This window comes from Ulvibacter antarcticus (assembly GCF_003688405.1).
In the GTDB taxonomy this organism is placed as follows: Bacteria; Bacteroidota; Bacteroidia; order Flavobacteriales; family Flavobacteriaceae; genus Ulvibacter; species Ulvibacter antarcticus.
Genome location: NZ_REFC01000015.1, coordinates 21,206 through 42,588 on the forward strand (window position 1 = coordinate 21,206; position 21,383 = coordinate 42,588).

General features: G+C 36.8%; 22 protein-coding genes. 16 read left to right on the forward strand and 6 right to left on the reverse strand.

All coding sequences use genetic code 11. The features are described from left to right. Positions 1-15: 15 nt before the first annotated feature. The 8 genes from BXY75_RS14305 to BXY75_RS14340 all read left to right on the forward strand — a co-directional run bounded on the left by BXY75_RS14305 (position 16) and on the right by BXY75_RS14340 (position 6,982). Positions 16-594: a hypothetical protein gene (locus BXY75_RS14305; protein WP_121908465.1), complete on the forward strand. Its 579-nt coding sequence runs from the start codon at positions 16-18 to the stop codon at positions 592-594. Positions 595-674: 80 nt separating this feature from the next. After that, a complete protein-coding gene (locus tag BXY75_RS14310; protein WP_170152906.1) occupies positions 675-1,487 on the forward strand; it encodes a LytR/AlgR family response regulator transcription factor in 813 nt (270 codons plus the stop codon). A gap of 182 nt (positions 1,488-1,669) precedes the next feature. Continuing rightward, positions 1,670-2,797, forward strand: coding sequence for a T9SS type A sorting domain-containing protein (locus BXY75_RS14315; protein ID WP_121908467.1), 1,128 nt, complete (start codon positions 1,670-1,672; stop codon positions 2,795-2,797). Between the two features lie 168 nt (positions 2,798-2,965). Then, positions 2,966-3,151, forward strand: a complete 186-nt coding sequence (locus BXY75_RS14320; protein ID WP_121908468.1) for a hypothetical protein — start codon at positions 2,966-2,968, stop codon at positions 3,149-3,151. A gap of 55 nt (positions 3,152-3,206) precedes the next feature. Further along, entirely contained in the window at positions 3,207-4,859 is a 1,653-nt protein-coding gene (locus BXY75_RS14325; protein ID WP_245962987.1) for a class I SAM-dependent methyltransferase, read from the forward strand. A gap of 3 nt (positions 4,860-4,862) precedes the next feature. Beyond that, positions 4,863-5,288 carry a VOC family protein gene (locus tag BXY75_RS14330; RefSeq protein WP_121908469.1) on the forward strand — a complete coding sequence of 142 codons (426 nt, stop codon included), beginning with the start codon at positions 4,863-4,865 and terminating at the stop codon, positions 5,286-5,288. Positions 5,289-5,291: 3 nt separating this feature from the next. Then, a complete protein-coding gene (locus BXY75_RS14335; RefSeq protein ID WP_121908470.1) occupies positions 5,292-6,326 on the forward strand; it encodes an AI-2E family transporter in 1,035 nt (344 codons plus the stop codon). A 215-nt stretch (positions 6,327-6,541) separates the two neighbouring features. After that, positions 6,542-6,982 carry a YkvA family protein gene (locus BXY75_RS14340; protein WP_121908471.1) on the forward strand — a complete coding sequence of 147 codons (441 nt, stop codon included), beginning with the start codon at positions 6,542-6,544 and terminating at the stop codon, positions 6,980-6,982. On the opposite strand, the gene BXY75_RS14345 is transcribed toward BXY75_RS14340, so the two are convergent. Together BXY75_RS14345 and ffh are read right to left on the reverse strand one after the other, a co-directional pair. Then, positions 6,979-7,860 (reverse strand): bifunctional 5,10-methylenetetrahydrofolate dehydrogenase/5,10-methenyltetrahydrofolate cyclohydrolase, encoded by an 882-nt coding sequence (locus tag BXY75_RS14345; RefSeq protein ID WP_121908472.1) that lies wholly within the window; start codon positions 7,858-7,860, stop codon positions 6,979-6,981. The two genes, BXY75_RS14340 and BXY75_RS14345, sit on opposite strands and share 4 nt — an antisense overlap. A 190-nt stretch (positions 7,861-8,050) precedes the next feature. Further along, positions 8,051-9,379, reverse strand: coding sequence for a signal recognition particle protein (ffh, locus tag BXY75_RS14350; RefSeq protein ID WP_121908473.1), 1,329 nt, complete (start codon positions 9,377-9,379; stop codon positions 8,051-8,053). Positions 9,380-9,898: 519 nt separating this feature from the next. Here ffh and BXY75_RS14355 point away from each other — a divergent pair. Further along, positions 9,899-10,666 (forward strand): hypothetical protein, encoded by a 768-nt coding sequence (locus tag BXY75_RS14355; RefSeq protein WP_121908474.1) that lies wholly within the window; start codon positions 9,899-9,901, stop codon positions 10,664-10,666. 15 nt (positions 10,667-10,681) lie between these two features. Here the strand turns inward: BXY75_RS14355 and BXY75_RS14360 are convergent, their stop codons facing one another. Beyond that, on the reverse strand, positions 10,682-11,941 hold the full coding sequence (locus tag BXY75_RS14360; RefSeq protein WP_121908475.1) for a DEAD/DEAH box helicase: 1,260 nt from the start codon (positions 11,939-11,941) through the stop codon (positions 10,682-10,684). Between the two features lie 335 nt (positions 11,942-12,276). On the opposite strand from BXY75_RS14360, the gene BXY75_RS14365 reads away from it, so the two are divergent. The 3 genes from BXY75_RS14365 (at position 12,277) to BXY75_RS14375 (ending at position 14,335) form a co-directional block, all read left to right on the forward strand. Next, positions 12,277-12,612 carry a TfoX/Sxy family protein gene (locus BXY75_RS14365; protein WP_121908476.1) on the forward strand — a complete coding sequence of 112 codons (336 nt, stop codon included), beginning with the start codon at positions 12,277-12,279 and terminating at the stop codon, positions 12,610-12,612. A 106-nt stretch (positions 12,613-12,718) separates the two neighbouring features. Next, positions 12,719-13,057: a YciI family protein gene (locus BXY75_RS14370; protein ID WP_121908477.1), complete on the forward strand. Its 339-nt coding sequence runs from the start codon at positions 12,719-12,721 to the stop codon at positions 13,055-13,057. A gap of 6 nt (positions 13,058-13,063) precedes the next feature. Continuing rightward, on the forward strand, positions 13,064-14,335 hold the full coding sequence (locus tag BXY75_RS14375) for an RNA polymerase sigma factor (RefSeq protein ID WP_147437289.1): 1,272 nt from the start codon (positions 13,064-13,066) through the stop codon (positions 14,333-14,335). Here the strand turns inward: BXY75_RS14375 and BXY75_RS14380 are convergent. Beyond that, complete coding sequence (locus BXY75_RS14380; protein ID WP_121908479.1) at positions 14,332-14,994, reverse strand: RNA polymerase sigma factor; 663 nt, start codon at positions 14,992-14,994, stop codon at positions 14,332-14,334. The genes BXY75_RS14375 and BXY75_RS14380 overlap by 4 nt on opposite strands. 106 nt (positions 14,995-15,100) lie before the next feature. Here BXY75_RS14380 and BXY75_RS14385 point away from each other — a divergent pair, with 106 nt between their 5' ends. Beyond that, positions 15,101-15,496 carry a hypothetical protein gene (locus BXY75_RS14385; RefSeq protein WP_121908480.1) on the forward strand — a complete coding sequence of 132 codons (396 nt, stop codon included), beginning with the start codon at positions 15,101-15,103 and terminating at the stop codon, positions 15,494-15,496. A gap of 232 nt (positions 15,497-15,728) precedes the next feature. On the opposite strand, the gene BXY75_RS14390 is transcribed toward BXY75_RS14385, so the two are convergent. Together BXY75_RS14390 and BXY75_RS14395 are read right to left on the reverse strand one after the other, a co-directional pair. Further along, the gene (locus tag BXY75_RS14390; protein ID WP_245962988.1) at positions 15,729-16,202 is read right to left on the reverse strand and encodes a hypothetical protein; all 474 of its coding nucleotides are present in this window, start codon (positions 16,200-16,202) and stop codon (positions 15,729-15,731) included. Positions 16,203-16,221: 19 nt separating this feature from the next. Further along, a complete protein-coding gene (locus BXY75_RS14395; RefSeq protein ID WP_147437290.1) occupies positions 16,222-17,265 on the reverse strand; it encodes a hypothetical protein in 1,044 nt (347 codons plus the stop codon). Between the two features lie 107 nt (positions 17,266-17,372). On the opposite strand from BXY75_RS14395, the gene BXY75_RS14400 reads away from it, so the two are divergent. The 3 genes from BXY75_RS14400 (at position 17,373) to BXY75_RS14410 (ending at position 21,381) form a co-directional block, all read left to right on the forward strand. Next, the gene (locus tag BXY75_RS14400) at positions 17,373-17,888 is read left to right on the forward strand and encodes an RNA polymerase sigma factor (protein ID WP_121908482.1); all 516 of its coding nucleotides are present in this window, start codon (positions 17,373-17,375) and stop codon (positions 17,886-17,888) included. Positions 17,889-17,954: 66 nt separating this feature from the next. Continuing rightward, positions 17,955-18,845, forward strand: coding sequence for a FecR family protein (locus tag BXY75_RS14405; protein ID WP_170152907.1), 891 nt, complete (start codon positions 17,955-17,957; stop codon positions 18,843-18,845). Then, on the forward strand, positions 18,826-21,381 hold the full coding sequence (locus tag BXY75_RS14410) for a TonB-dependent receptor (protein WP_121908484.1): 2,556 nt from the start codon (positions 18,826-18,828) through the stop codon (positions 21,379-21,381). Before BXY75_RS14405 ends, BXY75_RS14410 begins: the two co-directional genes overlap by 20 nt. Positions 21,382-21,383 lie beyond the last annotated feature (2 nt).

The window sequence follows — 21,383 nt, forward strand, 5'->3', positions numbered from 1 at the left end:
ACTGCGGAAAAAGCTATGAAAAAGACTTTATTTATTGTTGCAATTACAGCCCTATTATTTATACAATGTGGAAAAGATAATAATCCGTTTTCAATTCAGAAAGGGGCAATTGGCAATCTAACAAAAGATATACAGATGAAGCAGATCGATTCGTTGTTTGCGAACGATTCGATAGTAAAATTAAACCCTATTAAAGATGCGATAGGAACTCAGGGTGAGGTTGAAATCTATGAAAAAGGTGGTAATAAACTATTATTGTTATCTCCGGCAGACGAGAGTGATCCAAATTCGAAAATCACCAATGTACAAGTATTCGACAGTCGTTACCAAACAGATAAAGGTTTAAACAGCGCAAGCCGATTTAAAGACATTAAGGCCAATTACACGATTTCAGATGTGCAAACTACTATTAATGCGGTTGTAGTTTTCTTAGAAGGATCGGATGTATTTGTAACGATCGATAAAAAGGAATTACCAGAAAATTTAAGATACAATCCGACAATCACTGTTGAGCCTAGTCAGATTCCTGATGAGGCAGCATTTAAGTATTTTTATATAGGTTGGGATATTGATGATTCGAAACCAAGTGAATAAGTGACAGAAACTTAAAATATGATATTATAATTGACCGTCCATTAAATAGAAGACGAAGTATTGTTATCATTACATTGTTATTGGTAATTGCCATTACTTTTGAAACATTTCAGCAGTTATATTATATCAACAGATATGATATTAATGATACTGTTACTTTTTTTGATCTTCTGAAAAGTCAGTCGTACAAATGGTTGATTTGGGTCATTTTAACGATTCCTCTTTTTTTTTACATCCGAAGGAGAGCGAATAGCGAGGAACAGCGATTAATTGACTTTGTGAAATTGGGAGTCTTTATTATTTCGCTCGTTTTTCTGAATGTATTGATTGTCTCTCTAATTCAACATTTCCAATCTAATGACTGGTTTTCCTGGAGTTTGTTGGCACAAGAATACATTCCGTTTTTTACTTTTCAGAAAGCACCTATTTACACCTTGGGTTATATCTCTGTTTGCATCATTCTATACTTTTACTTTAATAACATCGAATTACAGTTTCAAGTACAGGAACTTTCCGAATTAAAAGACAATAACCTCGAATTGTATAACGAGTTAAAGTCTCAAATCAATGATAAAACTACTATCCTAAATATCAAAATTGGGAACAAACGTAAGATTATTCCGGTGGAGAATATTTTATGGATCGAAGCCGACGATTATTGTGCTAAAGTTCACCTTGTAGATGGGAATTCATATACGATGCGTAGTACGCTTAAAAATCTGGAGCAGAAGCTTCAAAATCCGTTTTTACGAGTCCACAGAAAAGCGATCGTAAATATGAGAATGGCAAAGGAACTCAGAAATGGATCATCTCTTTCTCTCATTCTAAATAATGATCTTGAGGTTCCGGTTTCTAAAAGCAATCTTCGGGCTATAAATGAATACATTTCTTAAGACCTTCGAACTCTTTACTGCGATAAAAGTATCACTCACTGCACTTTTTCGGGACATTTCTTACAATTTAATCACTTTGCGACCACTAACTGCAAAACCCGACTTCCTCACTGCATAAGCCTATTTTTTTCAGCTCTTTTTAGTTTGATTTGATGTATTAATTAACTTTAAAATTAAGCGTCATGAAAAATTTAAAAAAACTACTCATTATCTGCACGTTAATGGCAAGCGTGCATTCCATTTCACAAATTAGATACTATGCCAGCAATCGTACCTTGAACGCCGTAAATACGTATCAGGAAGATGGCAGCTTCATTGAAGAATTTATCGCACAAAACGAGGGAGGCCTCAGCAACCCACAAGATATTTTACTTCATCCCGAAGGTTTCTATCTTATAACCGGAAGCGACAATCCACAAATAAAAAAATTTGACATCGAAACCGGAGCATATCTTGGAGACTGGAGCGACCCTGCTTTTAATCTAGGAAGACCTTCAAAAATGTCCATTGGTCCGGATAACCTATTGTATGTAACGCAATGGGGAACTACAGCTGCTACTGCAAAAATTGTTCGTTTTGATATGGCAGGAAACTATTTAGGGCCTTTTACGCCGATTGCTCCAACTGGGATGGGTCATGTTTGGGATGCAGGCGGTAATTTCTATCTCGCTGTTTTTGGTGTTAACACTGGGGTTGGAACTGTAAAAAAGTACGACCTTGAGGGTAATTTCATTGAAGACTTTATAGACAGTACTATTTTGGAAAACCCTACGTATATATGGTGGGATAATAATGGAGATATGCTCGTTCAGGATTATACGCAAGGGAAAGTGCTTCGTTACGATTCGGAAGGAAATTATTTAGAAGACTATATTACCGGACTCAATAATCCGGAAGGCTATACTTTTTTACCTAATGGGAATTTATTGATTTCTGAAAGAGGCGCTAACCTTGTTAGTGAATTCGATCCTTCAGGTAATTTTATTGGACGTTGGGATAATGGCGGAACCCTCGAGGGACCCAATTTTATTGAAGCGATCGATGTTTCTATCTTATCAACAGCAGATCACCAAATCACATCGACTATAGTTACTCCATCAGTTGGTACTCTCTTTACTCTGAATATCGAAATTTCTCAAAATATTACCGATTTACAGGTATTCGATCTTAATGGTAGAAGAATAGATAATATCGACCTCCAACAATCTCACAGCTGGAATGCAACTAATTTAAATGAAGGTGTCTATTTTATACTGGCGACTACTTCTGAAGATAAAAAACTCACTCAGAAAATTATCGTAAAAAAGTAAGAACATTTTTTCACAAACAAAGCACCAAATGAAATGGATGGATTTATTCACAAGGTTTTTTTTGAGACAATCAAACTAAAAATTGGATTGGCAAAATTTTGTTAATTCCTATGTAGAGAAGCCTAATAAATCTTATTTTTAAAGAATAACCATCAAAACAATTATATTATGATAAAGATTTTAGGGTTCATTCTTACTTTTGGAGGTGCAATTTCATTAGTAATTGGTGTTCTTGGAGCATTTGGAAGTATGGATAGTGGTGTTAGTCCGTGGCCACTAATTATCCTCGGAGTAATTTTCTTTTTTGCCGGCATAGGTCTTCTCAAATACCGTAAAGATACCGATCAAACTTAAGTATATACGCCCCCTATTTAGGGGGTTTTTTTATCTCCAGAATTATAGTAATTTAATGCCTTCACAGCACTCATCAACCAATATGTTAACAACCAAAGAAAAAAGTGAATACCGAAATGAGCTATTCAGGCATCTGGATGGCATTGCGATTGCACCAGTAGCCTATGCATTAAAAGAAAAAGGCATCTTAGATTTTTTACTAAAAAAAGATCATTTTACCTTAACTGAAATTTCCAAAAAATTTGAAACCAACGAAGGTTATTTAAATGTGGCTTTGCGCCTTTTAGCTTCACAAGCTTGGTTAGATTACAACGTCGACCCTTTGACTGATATAGTTACTGTTTCTAAAAATGAAAAGAGCAGTATTGCCTTTAATTTGTCAGATCGCTATTTTGATGTGGTCAATTTCTTGAAAGTTTCTGAAGAGTTTCACCCACGTGATTTTGAATTGGAACAATTTTCTGTTCTGAATAAAATACTAAACAAATACAAAAATAATGAGTTCGAGGCTACTTCTGAAATAGCTGAAGTACGCGACATTGAGTACCAGATCCAAATGCACATTGAAGGTGTTTTGGTTGGGCCAATCACTGTTTTTCTGGGTATGGACGGTATGTTTCATAAATATTTTATGGAAGCTTCCTTTAGCGCAGACGAGTTTCATGAAGATCCGATGAGCTTCAGTAAAATTCTGGACTTTTTCACCTTTCTTGGGTGGTTCAATAAGAAAAATGATCATTACCGTTTTACAAATAAAGGACTGTTCTTTGCAAGGCGCTCGTCAGCCTACGGAGTAACCGTTTCCTATATTCCAACCTTCAGAAGAGTGGACGAGCTTATTTTTGGGAATCCAAATCTCTTCCGAAGCTCTCTTCCTAATGCTCCTGAAATTCATGTCGATAGAGAAATGAACGTTTGGGGAAGTGGTGGTGCACATTCTGCCTATTTTAAAAAAATAGACGATATAATTATTGAACTTTTTAACAGACCTATTGAAGAGCAACCCCGAGGCATTTTGGATATGGGATGTGGCAACGGCGCTTTCCTCATCCATCTTTTTGAAGTTATTGAACAACGTACCAAACGTGGTGCATTACTCGAACAATACCCCTTATTTTTGGTGGGAGTAGATTACAATAAAACGGCACTCAAAGTAACACGTGCAAATCTAGTGAAAGCTGATATTTGGGCAAAAGTTATCTGGGGTGATATTGGAGATCCACTTACATTAGAAACAGATATTCGTGAGAATTACAATATAGAACTTTCAGATCTACTTAATGTTCGCTCGTTTCTGGATCATAATCGTCCATGGAGTGAACCCATAAGCAAGTCGGAACTATCAAGTAGCTCTTCCGGCGCCTTTGCTAGTTGCGGAAAACGACTTTCTAATGCTGATGTTGAAAGTAATCTAAGAGAGCACTTCGAAAAATGGGCGCCTTTTATTCAAAAATTCGGATTGCTTTTAATAGAACTCCATACCATTGATTCTAAAATAGCAGCAAGAAATATTGGAAAGACTGCTACAACTGCCTACGACGCCACTCATGGGTTTTCAGATCAATATATAGTAGAACTCGAAGTATTTAATAAAGTGACCAAACTTACTGGTTTGCATTCGGTAGAGAAGCATTTTTCGAAATTTCCAGACAACGAATTGGCGACTGTTAGCATTCAGTATCTAGTGGGAAACTCAACAAAATCTTAAACTATGAATAATAATTTACGCCCCTTTCATTTAGCCATTCCGGTGAAACATTTGGAGAATAACCGAAAGTTCTATCGTGATATTCTGGGTTGCGAGGAAGGTAGGAGTAGCGACCATTGGGTTGATTTCAATTTTTTTGGTCACCAATTGGTCATTCATCTAAACGAAAAAGCTTCAGAAGTAGTTCCAACAAATGCTGTAGACGGTAAATCGGTTCCTATACCGCATTTTGGGGTGGTGTTAGATATGACTAGCTTTTCAAAACTTTCAGAAAGATTAAAAAGTAAAAGCATTAAATTTATCATTGAGCCGTATATTCGCTTTGAAGGGCTGGCGGGAGAACAGGCGACCATGTTTTTTGAAGATCCTTCCGGAAACGCCCTCGAATTCAAAGCATTTAAAGATTTAACCCAACTATTCACTACCTAACCCATGCATAAGAAGATCCCACCAAAAATTATCAGGCAAATTTTTATGCTTTTATTAATCCTAGTAATGGGATCGCTAATTTTTAGCGAAATGCTACCATATCTATCGGGTGTTTTGGGGGCAATCACTTTCTATGTACTCATGCGAAAGTGGATGACCAAACTAATTGGTAAAGGATGGAAACCAACTTGGGCTGCCGCTTTTTTAATGCTGCTATCCTTTGTGTGTATTCTCATCCCGATTTCGGGTATTGTTGTCATGCTTACCAATAAGATTAGTAATGCGGTGCGTAATTCTGAAAGGGTAATCACTGCTTTTAAAACTCAACTAAGCTCCATGGAGGATAAATTTGGGTATGACCTGAGTTCCCAAATTGATACTGGTGCGATTTCAACCTGGATTTCAGATAGCCTTCAAAACTTTGCCGGAAGCACTTTTAACATCATAATTGCAATAGGAATCATGTACTTCTTACTCTATTATATGCTTACTAATCGCAGTGAGTTAAGAGATTCGCTTTTCGAATATATCCCACTCAATTCAGATAGCCTTAAAGCGATAGGTGATGAAGCATATGCCATGGTTCGCTCCAATGCACTTGGAATCCCCTTGGTAGCAGTAGCACAAGGGATTATTGCCCTAATTGGGTTTCTTATTTTTGGCATCGACGACCCATTTTTCTGGTTCGTTATTGTGACCATTGGTTCTATGATCCCTTTCGTTGGTACTTTAATTGGAATAATTCCTGTTTTTATACTTACACTCTCGGCAGGGCACGATTTTCAAGCTTGGGGGATTTTAATTTATGGATTTGTGATTGTTGGCTCCACCGATAATATCATCCGGCTATATGTGCTTCAAAAATTGGATAATGTACATCCGCTCATTACGCTACTAGGTGTGATTGTTGGTGTCCCCCTATTTGGATTTATCGGACTTATATTCGGTCCATTACTTATTAGTTTGTTTCTTATAATCGTCAAGATCTACAAGGAAGAATATGGTAAGAAGTTAGGTCATGCTGAAGAACATTTATAATTAATAATCATTATTTCCATACTTGCTTTTGATTTTTGAAAGGTCGGATAATTCTTTTTTATGCTTCGGAAGTGACCTGAATATTGTAATTATAAGGATTTTGAGTCTGCAATCCTTCTGAAGGAGTATCGTTGCATTACAATTTGGAGATTATAACATAATTTTAAATATAAGTCCGAAACCGATTCTGTAACTTTATATTCAAAATTAATTATATGTCGTTAAAAAATTTACTTGATAAGATCTATTTTAACCCTGGAAACAGAGATGAGGTTGTAGATGAAAGCTATGTGGAAGATGAAGTGGTTAAAATCAATGAAGATGATGTAGAAATCTTGCTTGAAAGTGAGGAAGCAATATCCAAAAAATTTAGTGGATCGAATAGCCTGTCTAAATATATCGATTTAGCGAAAATTATGATGGGAATGGTAAAAGATATAAAAAAGGGAGATTACAAGAATGTCCCATGGTTTACCATCGCAACCATTGTTATGGCATTGCTTTATGTACTCAACCCAATGGATTTAATTCCTGATTTTATTCCTGGACTTGGTTATATAGATGATATTGCAGTACTAACACTGGGAGTTGGTTGGATCGAATCGGATCTCCATCGATATTTGGACTGGAAACTTTCCGAAGGCAAAGGAATCTAAGAATTTTTTCGCTGTTCTCTTGCTAACAATGTATTTTTAAGTAACATCGCAATGGTCATAGGACCAACACCACCCGGTACTGGAGTGATAAAACTTGCTTTCTTACTCACATTAGCGAAATCAACATCCCCTGTAATAACGTAACCTTTGGAATGTGTGTCATCAGCAACTCGGGTGATTCCAACATCGATCACTACAGCGTCGTCCTTCACCATTTCCGCCTTTAGAAAATTAGGGACTCCTAAGGCCGAAATAATAATATCTGCTTGTGACGTAATTTGAGTTATATTTTTGGTATTGCTATGCGTGAGTGTAACCGTACTATTTCCCGGCCAACCTTTACGACTCATTAAAATACTCATTGGTCTTCCAACAATATGGCTTCTTCCAATAACCACAGTATGTTTTCCTTTTGTATCTACTTTGTAACGCTCCAATAACTCAAGAATTCCAAATGGTGTAGCAGGAATAAAAGTACTCATATCTAGTGCCATCTTTCCGAAGTTCTCAGGATGAAAGCCATCCACATCCTTAGAAGGATCTACGGCTAATAAAACTTTTTGCGTATTGATTTGTGGAGGCAATGGTAATTGTATGATAAAACCATCGATATCATCATTATTATTAAGCTCTTCAATTTTCTGAAGTAATTCAACTTCGCTGGTCGTATGTGGAAGTCGTATCATGGTAGATTCAAAACCTACACGCTCGCAGGAACGTACTTTACTCCCAACATAGGTAAGACTTGCGCCATCGTCACCTACAAGTACCGCCGCTAAATGTGGCACTTTCTCTCCGGCATCTTTCATCTTCTGCACCTCTGCTGCAATTTCATTTTTAATGTCGTTGCTTACTTTTTTTCCGTCGAGAATGGTCATTTGTTAAGTTTTCAGTAGGCAGTTGCAGTTGACAGTTATACTCCAAATTTGCCTAGATTATTCATTGTAAAATTTAAAAGTCTGTCAACTTCCAAACATTAAAGGTCAATTTTATTTACTTCAGCATCCATCACATACTGCGACTGTAAACTGTTCACTGCTCACTGATCGCTGTTCACTGATTACTACATTACTTCATTTTCCCCATCATCTGCATCATCTTACGACCGCCGCCACCTTGCATCATTTTCATCATTTTACTCATTTGATCGAACTGCTTCATCAACTGATTTACCTGCTGTACTGAAGTTCCGCTACCTTTAGCGATTCTTTTTTTACGGCTGGCATCAATAGTAGCGGGCACACTGCGCTCGATTGGAGTCATTGAATGAATTATTGCTTCAATTCCTTTGAAGGCATCATCATCAATATCAACATCTTTTAATGCTTTACCGGCTCCGGGAATCATGCCAACAAGGTCTTTCATACTTCCCATCTTCTTAACCTGCTGAATTTGCTTCAGAAAATCATCGAACCCAAATTGGTTTTTTGCTATTTTCTTCTGAATTTTTCTTGCCTCCTCTTCATCAAACTGCTCCTGAGCTCGTTCAACTAAAGAAACCACATCTCCCATTCCGAGAATACGCTCTGCCATACGTGAAGGATAGAACACATCAATAGCATCCATCTTTTCACCTGTACCAATAAATTTTATCGGTTTATTAACCACACTCTTAATCGAAATCGCGGCTCCACCACGAGTATCACCATCAAGTTTGGTTAAAACAACTCCGTCGAAATTTAATCTATCATTAAATGCTTTGGCAGTATTTACAGCATCCTGTCCTGTCATAGAATCCACAACAAACAAGGTTTCCTGTGGTTGAATGGCTTTATGAACGTTCTCTATTTCGGCCATCATCGCCTCATCTACAGCCAAACGCCCAGCCGTATCAATAATCACAACATTATGACCATTGCTCTTGGCATGTGCGATGGCATTCTGTGCAATTGATACCGGGTTTTTATTCTCAGGTTCACTATACACCTCAACACCAATCTGATCTCCTACTACATGTAATTGGTTGATCGCCGCCGGTCGATATACATCACAGGCAACCAATAAAGGTTTTTTAGACTTTTTTGTTTTTAAAAAGTTAGCCAATTTACCTGAGAAAGTCGTTTTACCACTACCCTGTAGTCCCGACATCAAGATAATCGATGGAGTGCCTTGAAGATTAATTCCAGCTGCATCACCTCCCATGAGTTCGGTGAGCTCATCTTTTACAAGCTTTACCATTAATTGGCCCGGCTGAAGTGCCGTTAGAACATTCTGCCCTAGTGCTTTCTCCTTTACCTTGGTTGTAAATTCTTTTGCGATTTTAAAGTTAACATCGGCATCCAATAAAGCGCGACGGACTTCCTTTAAGGTTTCCGCAACGTTTACCTCAGTAATACTACCGTGTCCTTTGAGAACATGTAATGCTTTGTCTAACTTATCACTTAAATTATCGAACATGGCCTTTCTACTTTTTTTAGAATTTAAATCCCTGCTTAAGAGCTTCAGAATTGAAGGGCAAAGATAACATTATGAAGGATAGTTACAAAGTGTGTACTAAGGAAAAATATAAGCGATAATTAATGTCTTTTTTAAGGTTAAAAATCCTTGCTAGATGGTTCTAACTTCACAAAAATCAGTCGCTCCTTGCTAATTAATGTGTATAGTGCTTCAATAAATGCAACTTTTCCGAAGAAATGAGAGTGAAATGTTGTTTAATTGTTACTGTATTTGAACTAAAGACTACCAATAAATTGTTCATTTTTCCTTTTAATCAAAACTTTACGTATCTTTAAAAGTATCAAAATGTGCAAAACAATTAAACTCTTTAAAATTGCAGCCGATTGGCGAATATGTATTTAATAGTGGCCTTATTTCCGAATTATAGAAAAACAGAGAGTTATTTTCTTCGGAAACTATACTATTATCAAAGCCAATTTGATAGATTAAAAGTAATAAACTAACATAACACCTGTCATTATGAAAACAAAGCACACCTCATTACTTATTTTAATCGTTCTGCTTTTTCTTCCATTTGCACAATTTGCTCAAGTTACCGAGTCACAAGCTTATTGGGTACATGAAGATCCGGTATATCCTGCAAAGGTTTTAGATTATGAAGCCTTAAGTTCAACCCTCGCCGCAAATTGCAGAAAATATGATATTAAAAAAGCGAATTGGATAACTATATCAACAGATGATTTACGATATTTTACATTATCGCCGATAAAAAATATGGCCGATTTGGATAAAAGCCGATTTTCTGTACTACAGTCAAAAATGGGAGAGAAAGAATTTAATGCCCTATTTGAAAACTTCGACGAATGCTATGACACACACATAGATTACATCATCCATTTAGATAATGATTTGTCATATATGCCTGGTGGAGTGGTACAAGTACAGGAAGGAATGGAATTTCGAAAGCTAGAAATGTGGTATACTACACCTCAGAACTTTCCAAAAGTTCTTGAGCTCGCAAAACAATTCAAAGCATTATATGAAAAGAAGAATTCGAAAGAATATTATCGACTTTATAGAAGTGGTTTCGGATCTCCAGGACAATTCATTTTATTGGCTATTTCGGCCAAAAGTGCCGAAGACTACGAGCGTATTCGTAAAGAAAATAAGGAGCTTCTAGGAGAAGCGAGAACTCCTATTTATGAAGAATTGTTAAGATCTATTATAAGAGTGGAAACACTAAATGGCTATATGCGACAAGATTTATCGTTTACACCAAAAGAATAACATTTCAGAGGCAGGCTATCGTCTGCCTCTTTTTTTAAACCCAGTATTCTTATTTGGTTTATTAGTATTTCTGCTATTTTGCCGACCTCTTTGTTGTTGTGCTTTATTTTCAGCTTTTTTATCTAGAATCTCATGTAGTTTTTCAGTGACTTCAAAACCCGCCATTGTTTCGGTAGGAATTCGTTCTCCCAATAGTTTCTCAATAGCCCTTACGTATTCGTTTTCATCTACACTCACAATGGAAATAGCTTCCCCGCTTGCTCCTGCTCTTCCGGTTCTCCCAATGCGATGTACATAATCTTCCGGGATGTTCGGTAATTCGTAATTAATAACATGTGGTAATAATGGTATATCAAGTCCTCTTGCCGCAATATCAGTAGCTACCAAGACTCGCACCTTACCAGTTTTAAAACCTGCCAAAGCCTTAGTTCTGGCACCCTGACTCTTATTTCCATGAATAGCGGCCGACGTAATTCCAGTCTTACCTAACTTTTCACTTAGTCTATTGGCACCATGCTTAGTCCTTGTAAAAATAAGAACCTGCTGCCAATCCCCTTCAGAAATAAGTTTGACAACAAGATCGGTTTTCATCGACTTATTGGTTTTATAAATCAATTGATCTACCTTATCTGCTGTTGTATTTTCAGGTGCTGCCTCAACCATTACGGGATGATGTAAAAAACCATTAGCGAGCTGTTTTATTTCTTTTGAAAAAGTTGCTGAAAACAATAAATTTTGCCTTCTTGAAGGAAGGAGCGCCAGAATCTTCTTAATATCTCTAAGAAAACCCATATCTAGCATTCGGTCGGCTTCGTCCAAAACCAACACTTCTACATTCGCTAATGACAATGCACCCTGATTTTCCAAATCCAGTAATCTTCCAGGTGTCGCAACCAAAATATCCACACCTTGTCGTAAAGTTCGAATCTGCGGATTTGCACCTACTCCACCAAAAACAACTGTGGATCGTAAATCTACAAACTCACCGTAATCTTTAAAATCTTGTAATACCTGAGCTGCTAATTCGCGAGTTGGCGTAAGAATTAAGGAACGAATTGGGCGTTTTCTTAGAGGGGCAGATTGTGACAAAATCTGTAAAATGGGCAAGGCGAATCCGGCGGTTTTACCCGTTCCAGTCTGAGCCGAAGCCAAGACATCTTTTCTTTCCAGTATTCTGGGGATTGCTTTTTCTTGAATTGGTGAAGGAACTGAATAACCTTTTTTTTCAATTGCTTTTAGTAGTGCTTCGGAAAGCCCTAAAGTTTTAAATGACATATATACAATTTGTGAAATGAGTCAATGCGCTGAAGCATATCACAATCTAAACAAAATCTGAAAAATTAAAGCCGGCATTGAAAATCGCCGAAATTTCGAAGTATAGGTTGAGTATTGTAAGGAGTCATTTCTCTTAAGCGGCAAAGATACATTTAATTTTTTCAGTAGATCTCACAATGTTGAAAGGAATAATTAGGGGGTATTTTAGGAAACTGTATTATTTTGGATTCAACTAAATCCCATAAAGCTTAGAGAAAAAACAAAGACATATTTTTAAATATAAACTCTCAACCAAAAACTAAGCCCTACCTTTAATACAGAAATTAGATACTATCATGGGAATTAAAGGTAACGAACACACAAGCGCCGCAGAAGAATCGGCTAATTTGCTACTCGACAAGTTAAGTGGAATTTCGGGTGTAACATCAAAGAAAATGTTTGGTGGACACGGCATCTTTCACGATGGCAGAATGTTTGGAATGATCGACTCTAAAGGCAAATCATTTTTAAAAACGAATGAAACTAACATTGATGATTATCTGGAAAAGGGATCTGAAAAACATAGTAGAATGCCTTATTACTCCATTCCTATTGAAGTTCAGAACGATATTTCCTCCTTGTCACAATGGACTCAAAAATCGATCGCTGCAAGTAAAGTAAGACTCAAATAGCGCACAATTGCACTTAATTATAAAATAATACTAGTTTGCTGTCCAAATTTAAAAAACCACTTCGTCTTACATTTAGAAAAGAGTATCAACCTTAAAAATTAGTATCATGAAAGATTATTTATTTATTATTAGAGGCGGTGAAGATATGTCGAATATGTCACCTGAAAATATTCAGGCACATATGAAAGACTGGGAAACCTGGATGGGAGGTCTGGCTCAGAATGGAAAATTAGTTGGAGGTGAACCACTTCAGAAAGAAGCTAAAACACTTACCGAAAGGGGCACCAAGATCACCGACCGCCCATTAGCAGAAGGAAAAGAAATGGTAGGTGGCTATATTATTGTGAAGGCAGACACTCTGGATGAAGCAGCTGGTCTTGCAAAAGGCTGTCCTGGATTTGACCATGATTGCTCCATTGAGGTACGAGAAATAGCCAAGATGTAATTAAAAGTGAAAGATCAACAAAGCATCGATCAAACCTTAAACCATCTTTTTCGCCATGAATCGGGGAAGATGGTTTCGGTTTTGGTGAAAATTTTCGGAACAGAAAACTTCGAACTTGCCGAAGATGTGGTTCAGGATGCTCTTGTTAAAGCTCTTGAGACATGGAAATATAAAGGAATGCCCGATAACCCCAGAGCATGGTTGTACAGAGTGGCCAGAAACAAAGCCATCGATACCATCAGAAAACACAAACACACCAATTTAATTGATTTTTCAACTTCGGAAAAACAATTGCTGAGCTCTGAATATACTTTATCGACAACTATGGATACCTTTTGGCAAGAACCAAATATTCAAGATGATTTCCTCGGAATGATGTTCGCCTGTTGTCATCCGGAAATTTCTAAAGAAAATCAGATTACTTTTATCTTGAAATCTCTTTGTGGTTTTAGCACCAAAGAAGTGGCTCGTTCTTTTCTCACTTCGGAAGACACTATTTCCAAAAGATTGTATCGTACAAAAGAATACTTCAGAAAAAATAAAATCAGTCCTGTGATTCCTTCCGAAGAAGAAATAAGTGGAAGAACAGCTACGGTTCTAAGTTCTATTTATCTTTTGTTCAACGAAGGTTATAACGCGACTCATTCCGAAGAAATTATACGAAAAGACCTTATTGAGCAGGCCCTGCATCTTTGTAAATCCCTGCTTGATAACAAAAAAACAAATTCCCCTGAAGCAAACGCGCTAATGGCATTAATGTGTTTTCACACATCCAGATCTGAAAGCCGTGTAAATCTAAATGGAGATCTCATTCTATTACAAGATCAGGATCGAAAAAGCTGGAATAACGAACTTATTGAAGCCGGAAGAGATTATTTGTTTAAAGCGGGTTTAGGCACCACCTATTCTGCCTATCATTTTGAAGCAGGTATTGCTTATCAACATTGTATTGCAAAAACTTATGAAGACACCAACTGGAACGCTATACTTACTAATTACGACTTACTACTTGCAATCGCAGATGATCCAATTGTAGCATTAAACCGCTGTTTAGTCATCCTCGAATCAGCCGGTCCGGAGCCTGCGCTGGAAGCTATAGAAAATTTAGAAAATGAGCCTATCTTGCTAAATTATCATCTTTACCATGCGAGTTTGGGGAAAATTCATGAAAAATCAGGCAATAAAAACAAAGCCGTTGCTTGTTACAAAAAGGCAATGACACTCACCCAATCAAAACATGAAAAGCAGTTTTTTGCACAAAAAATAAGTACTATTTAGAGCTTGGACATAACGGCAGTAACTAACCGATCGCATTTGTAATTACCGAATTCAAACACCGAAACATCTGCAGACAACTTATAAAGTTCTTCTTTTAAATACTTCTTAGCACGATGTAGACGAACCTTTACATTATCATCACTAATGCTAAGGCAAGCTGCGATTTCAGAGTTAGACATTCCTTCGACTTGATGTAACATAAAAATAATCCTATACTTCTCGGGAAGTCGATCTATGGCATTTTCGATTAACATACGATGTTCGGTATTTATAATTTGGCTTTCCGGATTCATATATTTAGTATCCTTGATCTTTTCGACCTCATTATCATTTAGCATATCAACTTTTTGAAGCAATCTCTTGCGTTTTCGAAGAAATTGTAGCGCTTCGTTAATTCCAATACGTATTAACCAAGTGGAGAAAGCTGCATTGCCATTAAACTGTTCTAACTTTAAGTAGGCTTTTATATAGGCTTCCTGCAATACGTCCAGTACATCATCCTCTTTCGATATGTAGGTTCTAACAACTCTATAAAGTTTTTGGTTGTTACGACGCATTAATATTTCGAAAAGCTCTTTCTCACCTATTAGAATACGCTTTACGATTTCTGAATCCTTTAAAGTGATTGTAGCAAATTTATTGGTTTTTAACGCTTCCATAAAAGTGTTTTAAGTTTTGATGCATCAATGAAGAGAAAGTTACAAAATTTGTAACCTAATCAGTTTTTAATCATCAAAAGCTTATAAATCTAAAAACTGAATCATTATGACCACTTTATCTCAAACAAACGAAATCGAGAAATTACAAACCCTATTAAAATTTACATTCGGATTGGTTCCTATCGCCGCGGGTGCAGATAAATTTCTTAACCTGCTTACCAATTGGGAGCACTATTTATCTCCTGGTCTCGTCGATATGTTACCTTTCGGCCCCGATGTATTTATGATGATCATAGGTGTTGTTGAAATTGTGGCTGGAATCATTGTTTTAACAAAAACCAAACTTGGTGCCTATATAGTATCTGCATGGTTACTGCTTATTGCACTAAGCCTATTGTTTACATGGCATGAAGTAGATGTAGCCGTTCGGGATATTGTAATGGCGATTTCAGCTTTTGTATTGGCAAAACTGACTGTACTAAAAGAAGGTCAGCAAATTTAAGTACTATTAGTAAACCGGAATTCCTGTAAGAAGGGTCCCGGTTTAGCTTTTTGGGTGTTGAATTAAATTTAAATTATTTAGAAATCCTTTCAGAAAAAAAACATTCAGGAAAATACATTTTGAGTAACCCGGTTAGTAACACCTTTACTAATCTCTAACCATCTTAACAAATAACACTTAAAAACGCAATGGGGATTTTTTCCTGAATGTTCATACACCTTAAGTAGGTCAATTAAATCTTTTCAAAAGTTAAGTAATCCGTGCCTCCATTTCCGCCACTCACATCAATAAGTTCGATTTTAGAATCGCTATAACTCACGATATCCCAATCGTCGCTTAATTCATCGAAATCGGCAGGGGAACTAAAGAACAAGTTAAAATCGATATCATTACTCGATGAACCATCATCATCACTGGAAGAACCACTTCCGGTTGAAATAGACCATGTCCCGGTAACTGTAGTGTTTCCATTAACCGCAACCACACTTCCATCCTCTTTAAAGGTGAAACTATAGCCACTAAAGTTACCGGTTTCTTCATGGTCTGTATCATAGAAGTAAGTGATCTGCCAATTTCCGGTTCGTGCGATACTCGTTAATTGTACCGCAGTATCAGAATTTGAATCGCTGTTATTGTCTTTCGAACAAGCGGCAAACACCATAAAACAGGTCACCACTACCATAATACTTGCAATTTTCTTTTTCATAGTTTTCATTTTTTGTAAGTTAATTTTTATTAAATATAAGGGTATCTTCCACGTTTCCTGAGCTATCTCGTGTTATCATAGTCACCCAGTTTTCATTAAAATCAGTTATTTTATAAGCATCATCATCAGCTCCATTAATCGGACTATCCATGTCGAATTCGAAGTTGAGCTCATCTAGCAACAGACTTACCACCCATATTCCGTATACGTGATCGCTACCATTTGTAGCATAGACGGTAATTCCGTTCATGAATGTGAAATTAAACCCATTATAGTCGGCTGTTTCATCATTACCATCATCCAGAAATTGGGCAATTCTCCAGGTACCATCCATCATCACGGTACGTAATGCTTCAACATCTGGATCAATTCCACCACCCGGATCAATTTCACAATTAGCGCTAGCAAAAGCAGCCAACAATTCCTGATTACTATTAATCTGTAAGATGCTTCCGTTTATCATCACTTCCATTTGGTAATCGATCGCTATAAGCAAGTCTTCAGTTAGGTATTCGAGATAATAAAACCACTCTAGATCATTCTGTAAAGTAACGCTACCAGTTTGTTCATTTTGGATATTATAAATAAAGCAGGAAATTGGATACACAAAATCCAAACATCGGTACGTATCATCAATAAAATTATTACATGCTGCGATTGCTGTATTCAGTTCATTCTGACTCCCAATTTCGGCCTCGTTATAATCCTCGTAGACAACAGTAATAGGAAAAACAATTTCAATAGTATCAATATCTATAGGAGAAATATCGAATATAGCCTGAATGAGTTGATAATCACTTATTGAGTTGATAGACAGTAGTTGTGTATTTGCGTAGACATTAACCGGTAATTTCACCGAAATACAGCTACTACCATCAATAATATTGTCTCTGGCACCTTTATTCTGAGAAGCGCTTAACAGTTTGCCAAGAAGTTCAGAATTTGCTCCAATAGTTTCTTCGGGAGTTTCATCGATCAATTCTGAAGCTTCCTTTTGACAAGAGGCTAAGAAAAGCGTAATAAATAATAGGATTATTATTCCTGAAAAATTTTTCATTTTCATAACTCGAACTTTATGGGGCATTTATATAATTGAAACAGTCAAAACAAATATTACCCTACCCAAAATATAAAATACTTTTTAGATATATTTGAGTAGCATATCAATTTATGGAGATTAACGAAGACATTTGTAAAGAATCGGTTTTTAAAAAAGTATACAACAACCTTAATAAAGAGGTATGGCGATTTATTTATTATAAATGCGGAAATCAAGAGCAAGCGAATGATTTGGTGCAGGAAGCCTTTATAAAATTATGGCAAAACTGTTCTAAAACAACGCCAGCTAAGGTAAAATCTTATCTATATACAATTACTAACAACGCTTTTTTAAACGAAATAGCTCACAAAAAAGTGGTACTAAAACACGTGAAAGGACAAACCATTAGCGTAAATAGTGAATCACCGCAATTTGTATTAGAAGAAAAAGAGTTTAAAATCAAAGTGGAAAATGCCATTGCCAATCTTACCGAAGGGCAACGTACCGCCTTTTTATTAAATAGAATAGAAGGTAAAAAGTATGCAGAAATTGCCGAAATGTTATCAATTTCCGTGAAAGCAGTAGAAAAAAGGATGAGCCAGGCATTAGCTTCGTTGAGAAATGAAATTGACAATTTTAAGGTATAGAGTAGGGTAAACTATCTTACAGCTGTTATTAGTATGAATGAAAAGAATATGAATTTGGATTTAATTATGCACAAATGGCTAAATGGAACGGCCACTCCCGAAGAAGTCGAGCTACTTAAGGCATCTACGGCGCACAACTCCTATGTTAAAATTGCCGAGTCAGTTTCACAATTGGAGACTCCGGTTCCCGACAGTACCTCAAATTATAAAATAATCACTTCGAAAATACTAGAGAGTGGGAAAGTAAAAAAGCTAAACCCATATTCGCTACTTTTAAAAATAGCCGCAATTTTTGTATTTATAGTTGGTGGTTATATGTATCTTTTATCTTTAGACACCACTATTTCAACTCCAATAGCAGAAAAACAAAGTTTTCTATTGCCGGACAAATCGGAAGTGATACTTAATTCAAATTCCAATCTTTCATATAACAAAGGAAAATGGGCCAGAGACCGAGCATTAGAGTTGGATGGTGAAGCATATTTTATTGTTAAGAAAGGTAAAAAGTTTAAGGTAAACACTTCAAAAGGAGTTGTAAGTGTTTTAGGAACCCAATTCAATGTCTACAGCAGAGACGACATTTTTAAGGTAAGTTGTTTTGAAGGCTTAGTGAGCGTAGCTTATAGTGACACACTTATAAAATTGTCTGCCGGAAATTCATTGAAAATTGAAGATGGAAAATTAATAACCAAGACTACGACACCGCTTGGAATTCCGTCTTGGACAACGAATGAAAGCAGCTTTAACGACGCAGATATCACGACAGTCTTGAACGAATTAGAACGACAGTATCCTATTAAATTAACCGCAAAATTTAGTAATGCAAACCTTCGTTTTACAGGTAGTTTCACGCACGAGGACCTTAATCTCGCCTTGCAAACCATTTGTGATCCATTACACCTTGCATATACTATTGATGAAGAAAGTGTAACCATTTATGCAAAACGGAGTCCGTAGATGTAATGTAAAGCTCTTATTTATTTTCCTCGTTTTTAGTTGTTGCATATTAAGTGCTCAAACTTCTGAAAAAACCTCTCTTGTCACATTATTTACATTACTCGAAGAAAAATTCGACGTCCGATTTTCATATGCTTCCGAAGCTATGTCGCAAATGGAAGTTAGTAATCCACCTACCAATACCCTTGACGATGCACTTCTTTTTTTAAGTAATAACACCCCACTTCAATTCAATAGAATTAATGATAGATATATCAGTGTTATTTTTAAAAATGATGCTGTTTTTCTCTGCGGAAAGATTATCGACGCCGTCACATTGGCGCCACTTCAGGAAGCAACAGTACGCACCAACGATGACGGTTTTTCGACTGTCACTACAGCTGAAGGATCCTTCCAACTAAAGGCAGACAAGACCATTCAAAATGCGATAATAAGCTATGTTGGTTATGAAACACTTCGAATTGCAACTTCCGAGCTAAATTCTGATTGCCCGGTTTTTAAAATGTATCCTACGATTTCGCAGCTAGAACAAGTACTACTGCGCACCTATTTTACAAAAGGAATAAGCAAACATTTAAACGGTTCATTTATTATCGATACCGATAACTTTGGGTTGCTGCCCGGACAGGTTGAAGGCGATGTACTTCAAATTGCACAAGGACTCCCCGGTGTAGAAAGTGTGGATGAAACCATTTCGAACATCAATATTCGCGGTGGAACACACGACGAAAATAATATTTTATGGGATGATATTAAGATGTATCAAAGCGGACATTTTTTCGGACTTATTTCTGCCTTTAACCCCGATCTTACTAAGAAAGTTACTGTTATTAAGAATGGTACTCACCCGCGATTTGGAGAAGGAGTATCGGGTGTAATCGATATGCGGTCTCATAATGATATAGCCGATAAACTTAGTGGAGGCGCGGGATTTAACCTAATAAACACGCATGCCTTTGCCGAAATTCCAGTGACAGATAAATTTGGTGTTCAGGTTTCAGGAAGGCGATCTATAAACGATTTTCTGGAATCCCCTATCTACGGCATTTATGAAGACAAAGTATTTCAGGATACGGAAATCACACGAATTGAGAGTGACGAAACCGGACAAATTGTATCATCAGATAATACCTTTACTTTCTACGATTTTAGCACCAAATTTCTTTGGGATGTAAACGAGAACACAAAATTACGCTTGAATTTTCTCACGGTCGACAATGCCTTGGAGTTCACTGAAACAGTTGATGGTTCACAAAATTCAGAAACCAGTGATTTACAGCAGCGCAGTATAGTTGGTGGCATATACTGGGAGCAACAATGGAATGAAAAGATAAAAACCAATTTCCTTGGGTATGGCAGTTATTATTTACTCAATTCCATTAACGAGGAGATCTTTACTACACAAGAACTTGAGCAGGAAAACGAAGTGCTGGATTTAGGTTTGAAGTTAGATGTTTCATATGAAGCTTCAGAAAAACTACGGATTGAAGGTGGCTATCATTTTTCCGAAGTTGGAATAGCCAATACTCAGGATATCAACCTGCCCAGATTCCGAAGCTATGAAAAAAATGTGCTTCGAACGCATATTGTGTATGCTTTTGCCGATTATTCGCCCAATCAAAATAACACTCATTTCTATGGTGGCCTACGTGCAAATTATTTTGATAAATTCAACAAAACTCTTGTCGAACCTAGACTTAGCATTCATCAAAAATTAGGAGGTGGCTTTTCATTACAATTACTTGGTGAATTTAAAAGTCAGATAACAACCCAACGCATCGATTTCGAAAGCGATTTTTTAGGGGTTGAAAAACGACGTTGGGTGCTTGCAGATGAAGTTGATGTGCCAATTATACAAAGTAAACAAGCCTCCATCGGCATCACCTTCAATAAAAACAATTGGTTTATCAATCTGGAAGGCTTCTATAAGCAAGTGGAAGGAATTACGACTTCCAATCAAGGTTTTCAAAATCAATTTCAGTTTGCGAGGAGCAGCGGAAACTATGACGCAAAAGGTTTTGAATTTGTGCTTAACAAGAAATCCAAACACTTTAGTACTTGGATAAGTTATATGTTCATTAATAATGATTATCACTTCGAAGGACTGACTCCTTCCAACTTTCCGAGTAATTTGGATATTCATCATTCGGCGACTATCGCCAGTGTTTATACACTTAACAACTTAAAATTTGCAATGGGAGTCAACTGGCATACCGGAAAACCCTATACATCACCCTTAAGAGGTAATGAAATCAACGAGCAAAATGGTTTTTTTAGTATTAATTACGATCGGCCAAATGAAGAGAGGCTTCCCAATTATTTTAGAACCAATCTATCGGCCGAATATCTTTGGGAGCTATCGCAACGTCTGGATGCCAAATTCAATTTTGCACTTGTAAATGTTTTCGGAACTAAAAACACTCTAAACACTCGCTATGCCATAGATACTGACGAAAACGGCGAAGCTCGTGTCAATCAGATCGATGAAGTATCGCTTGGCTTTACCCCTAATTTTTCAGTGCAATTTCTTTTTTAAAA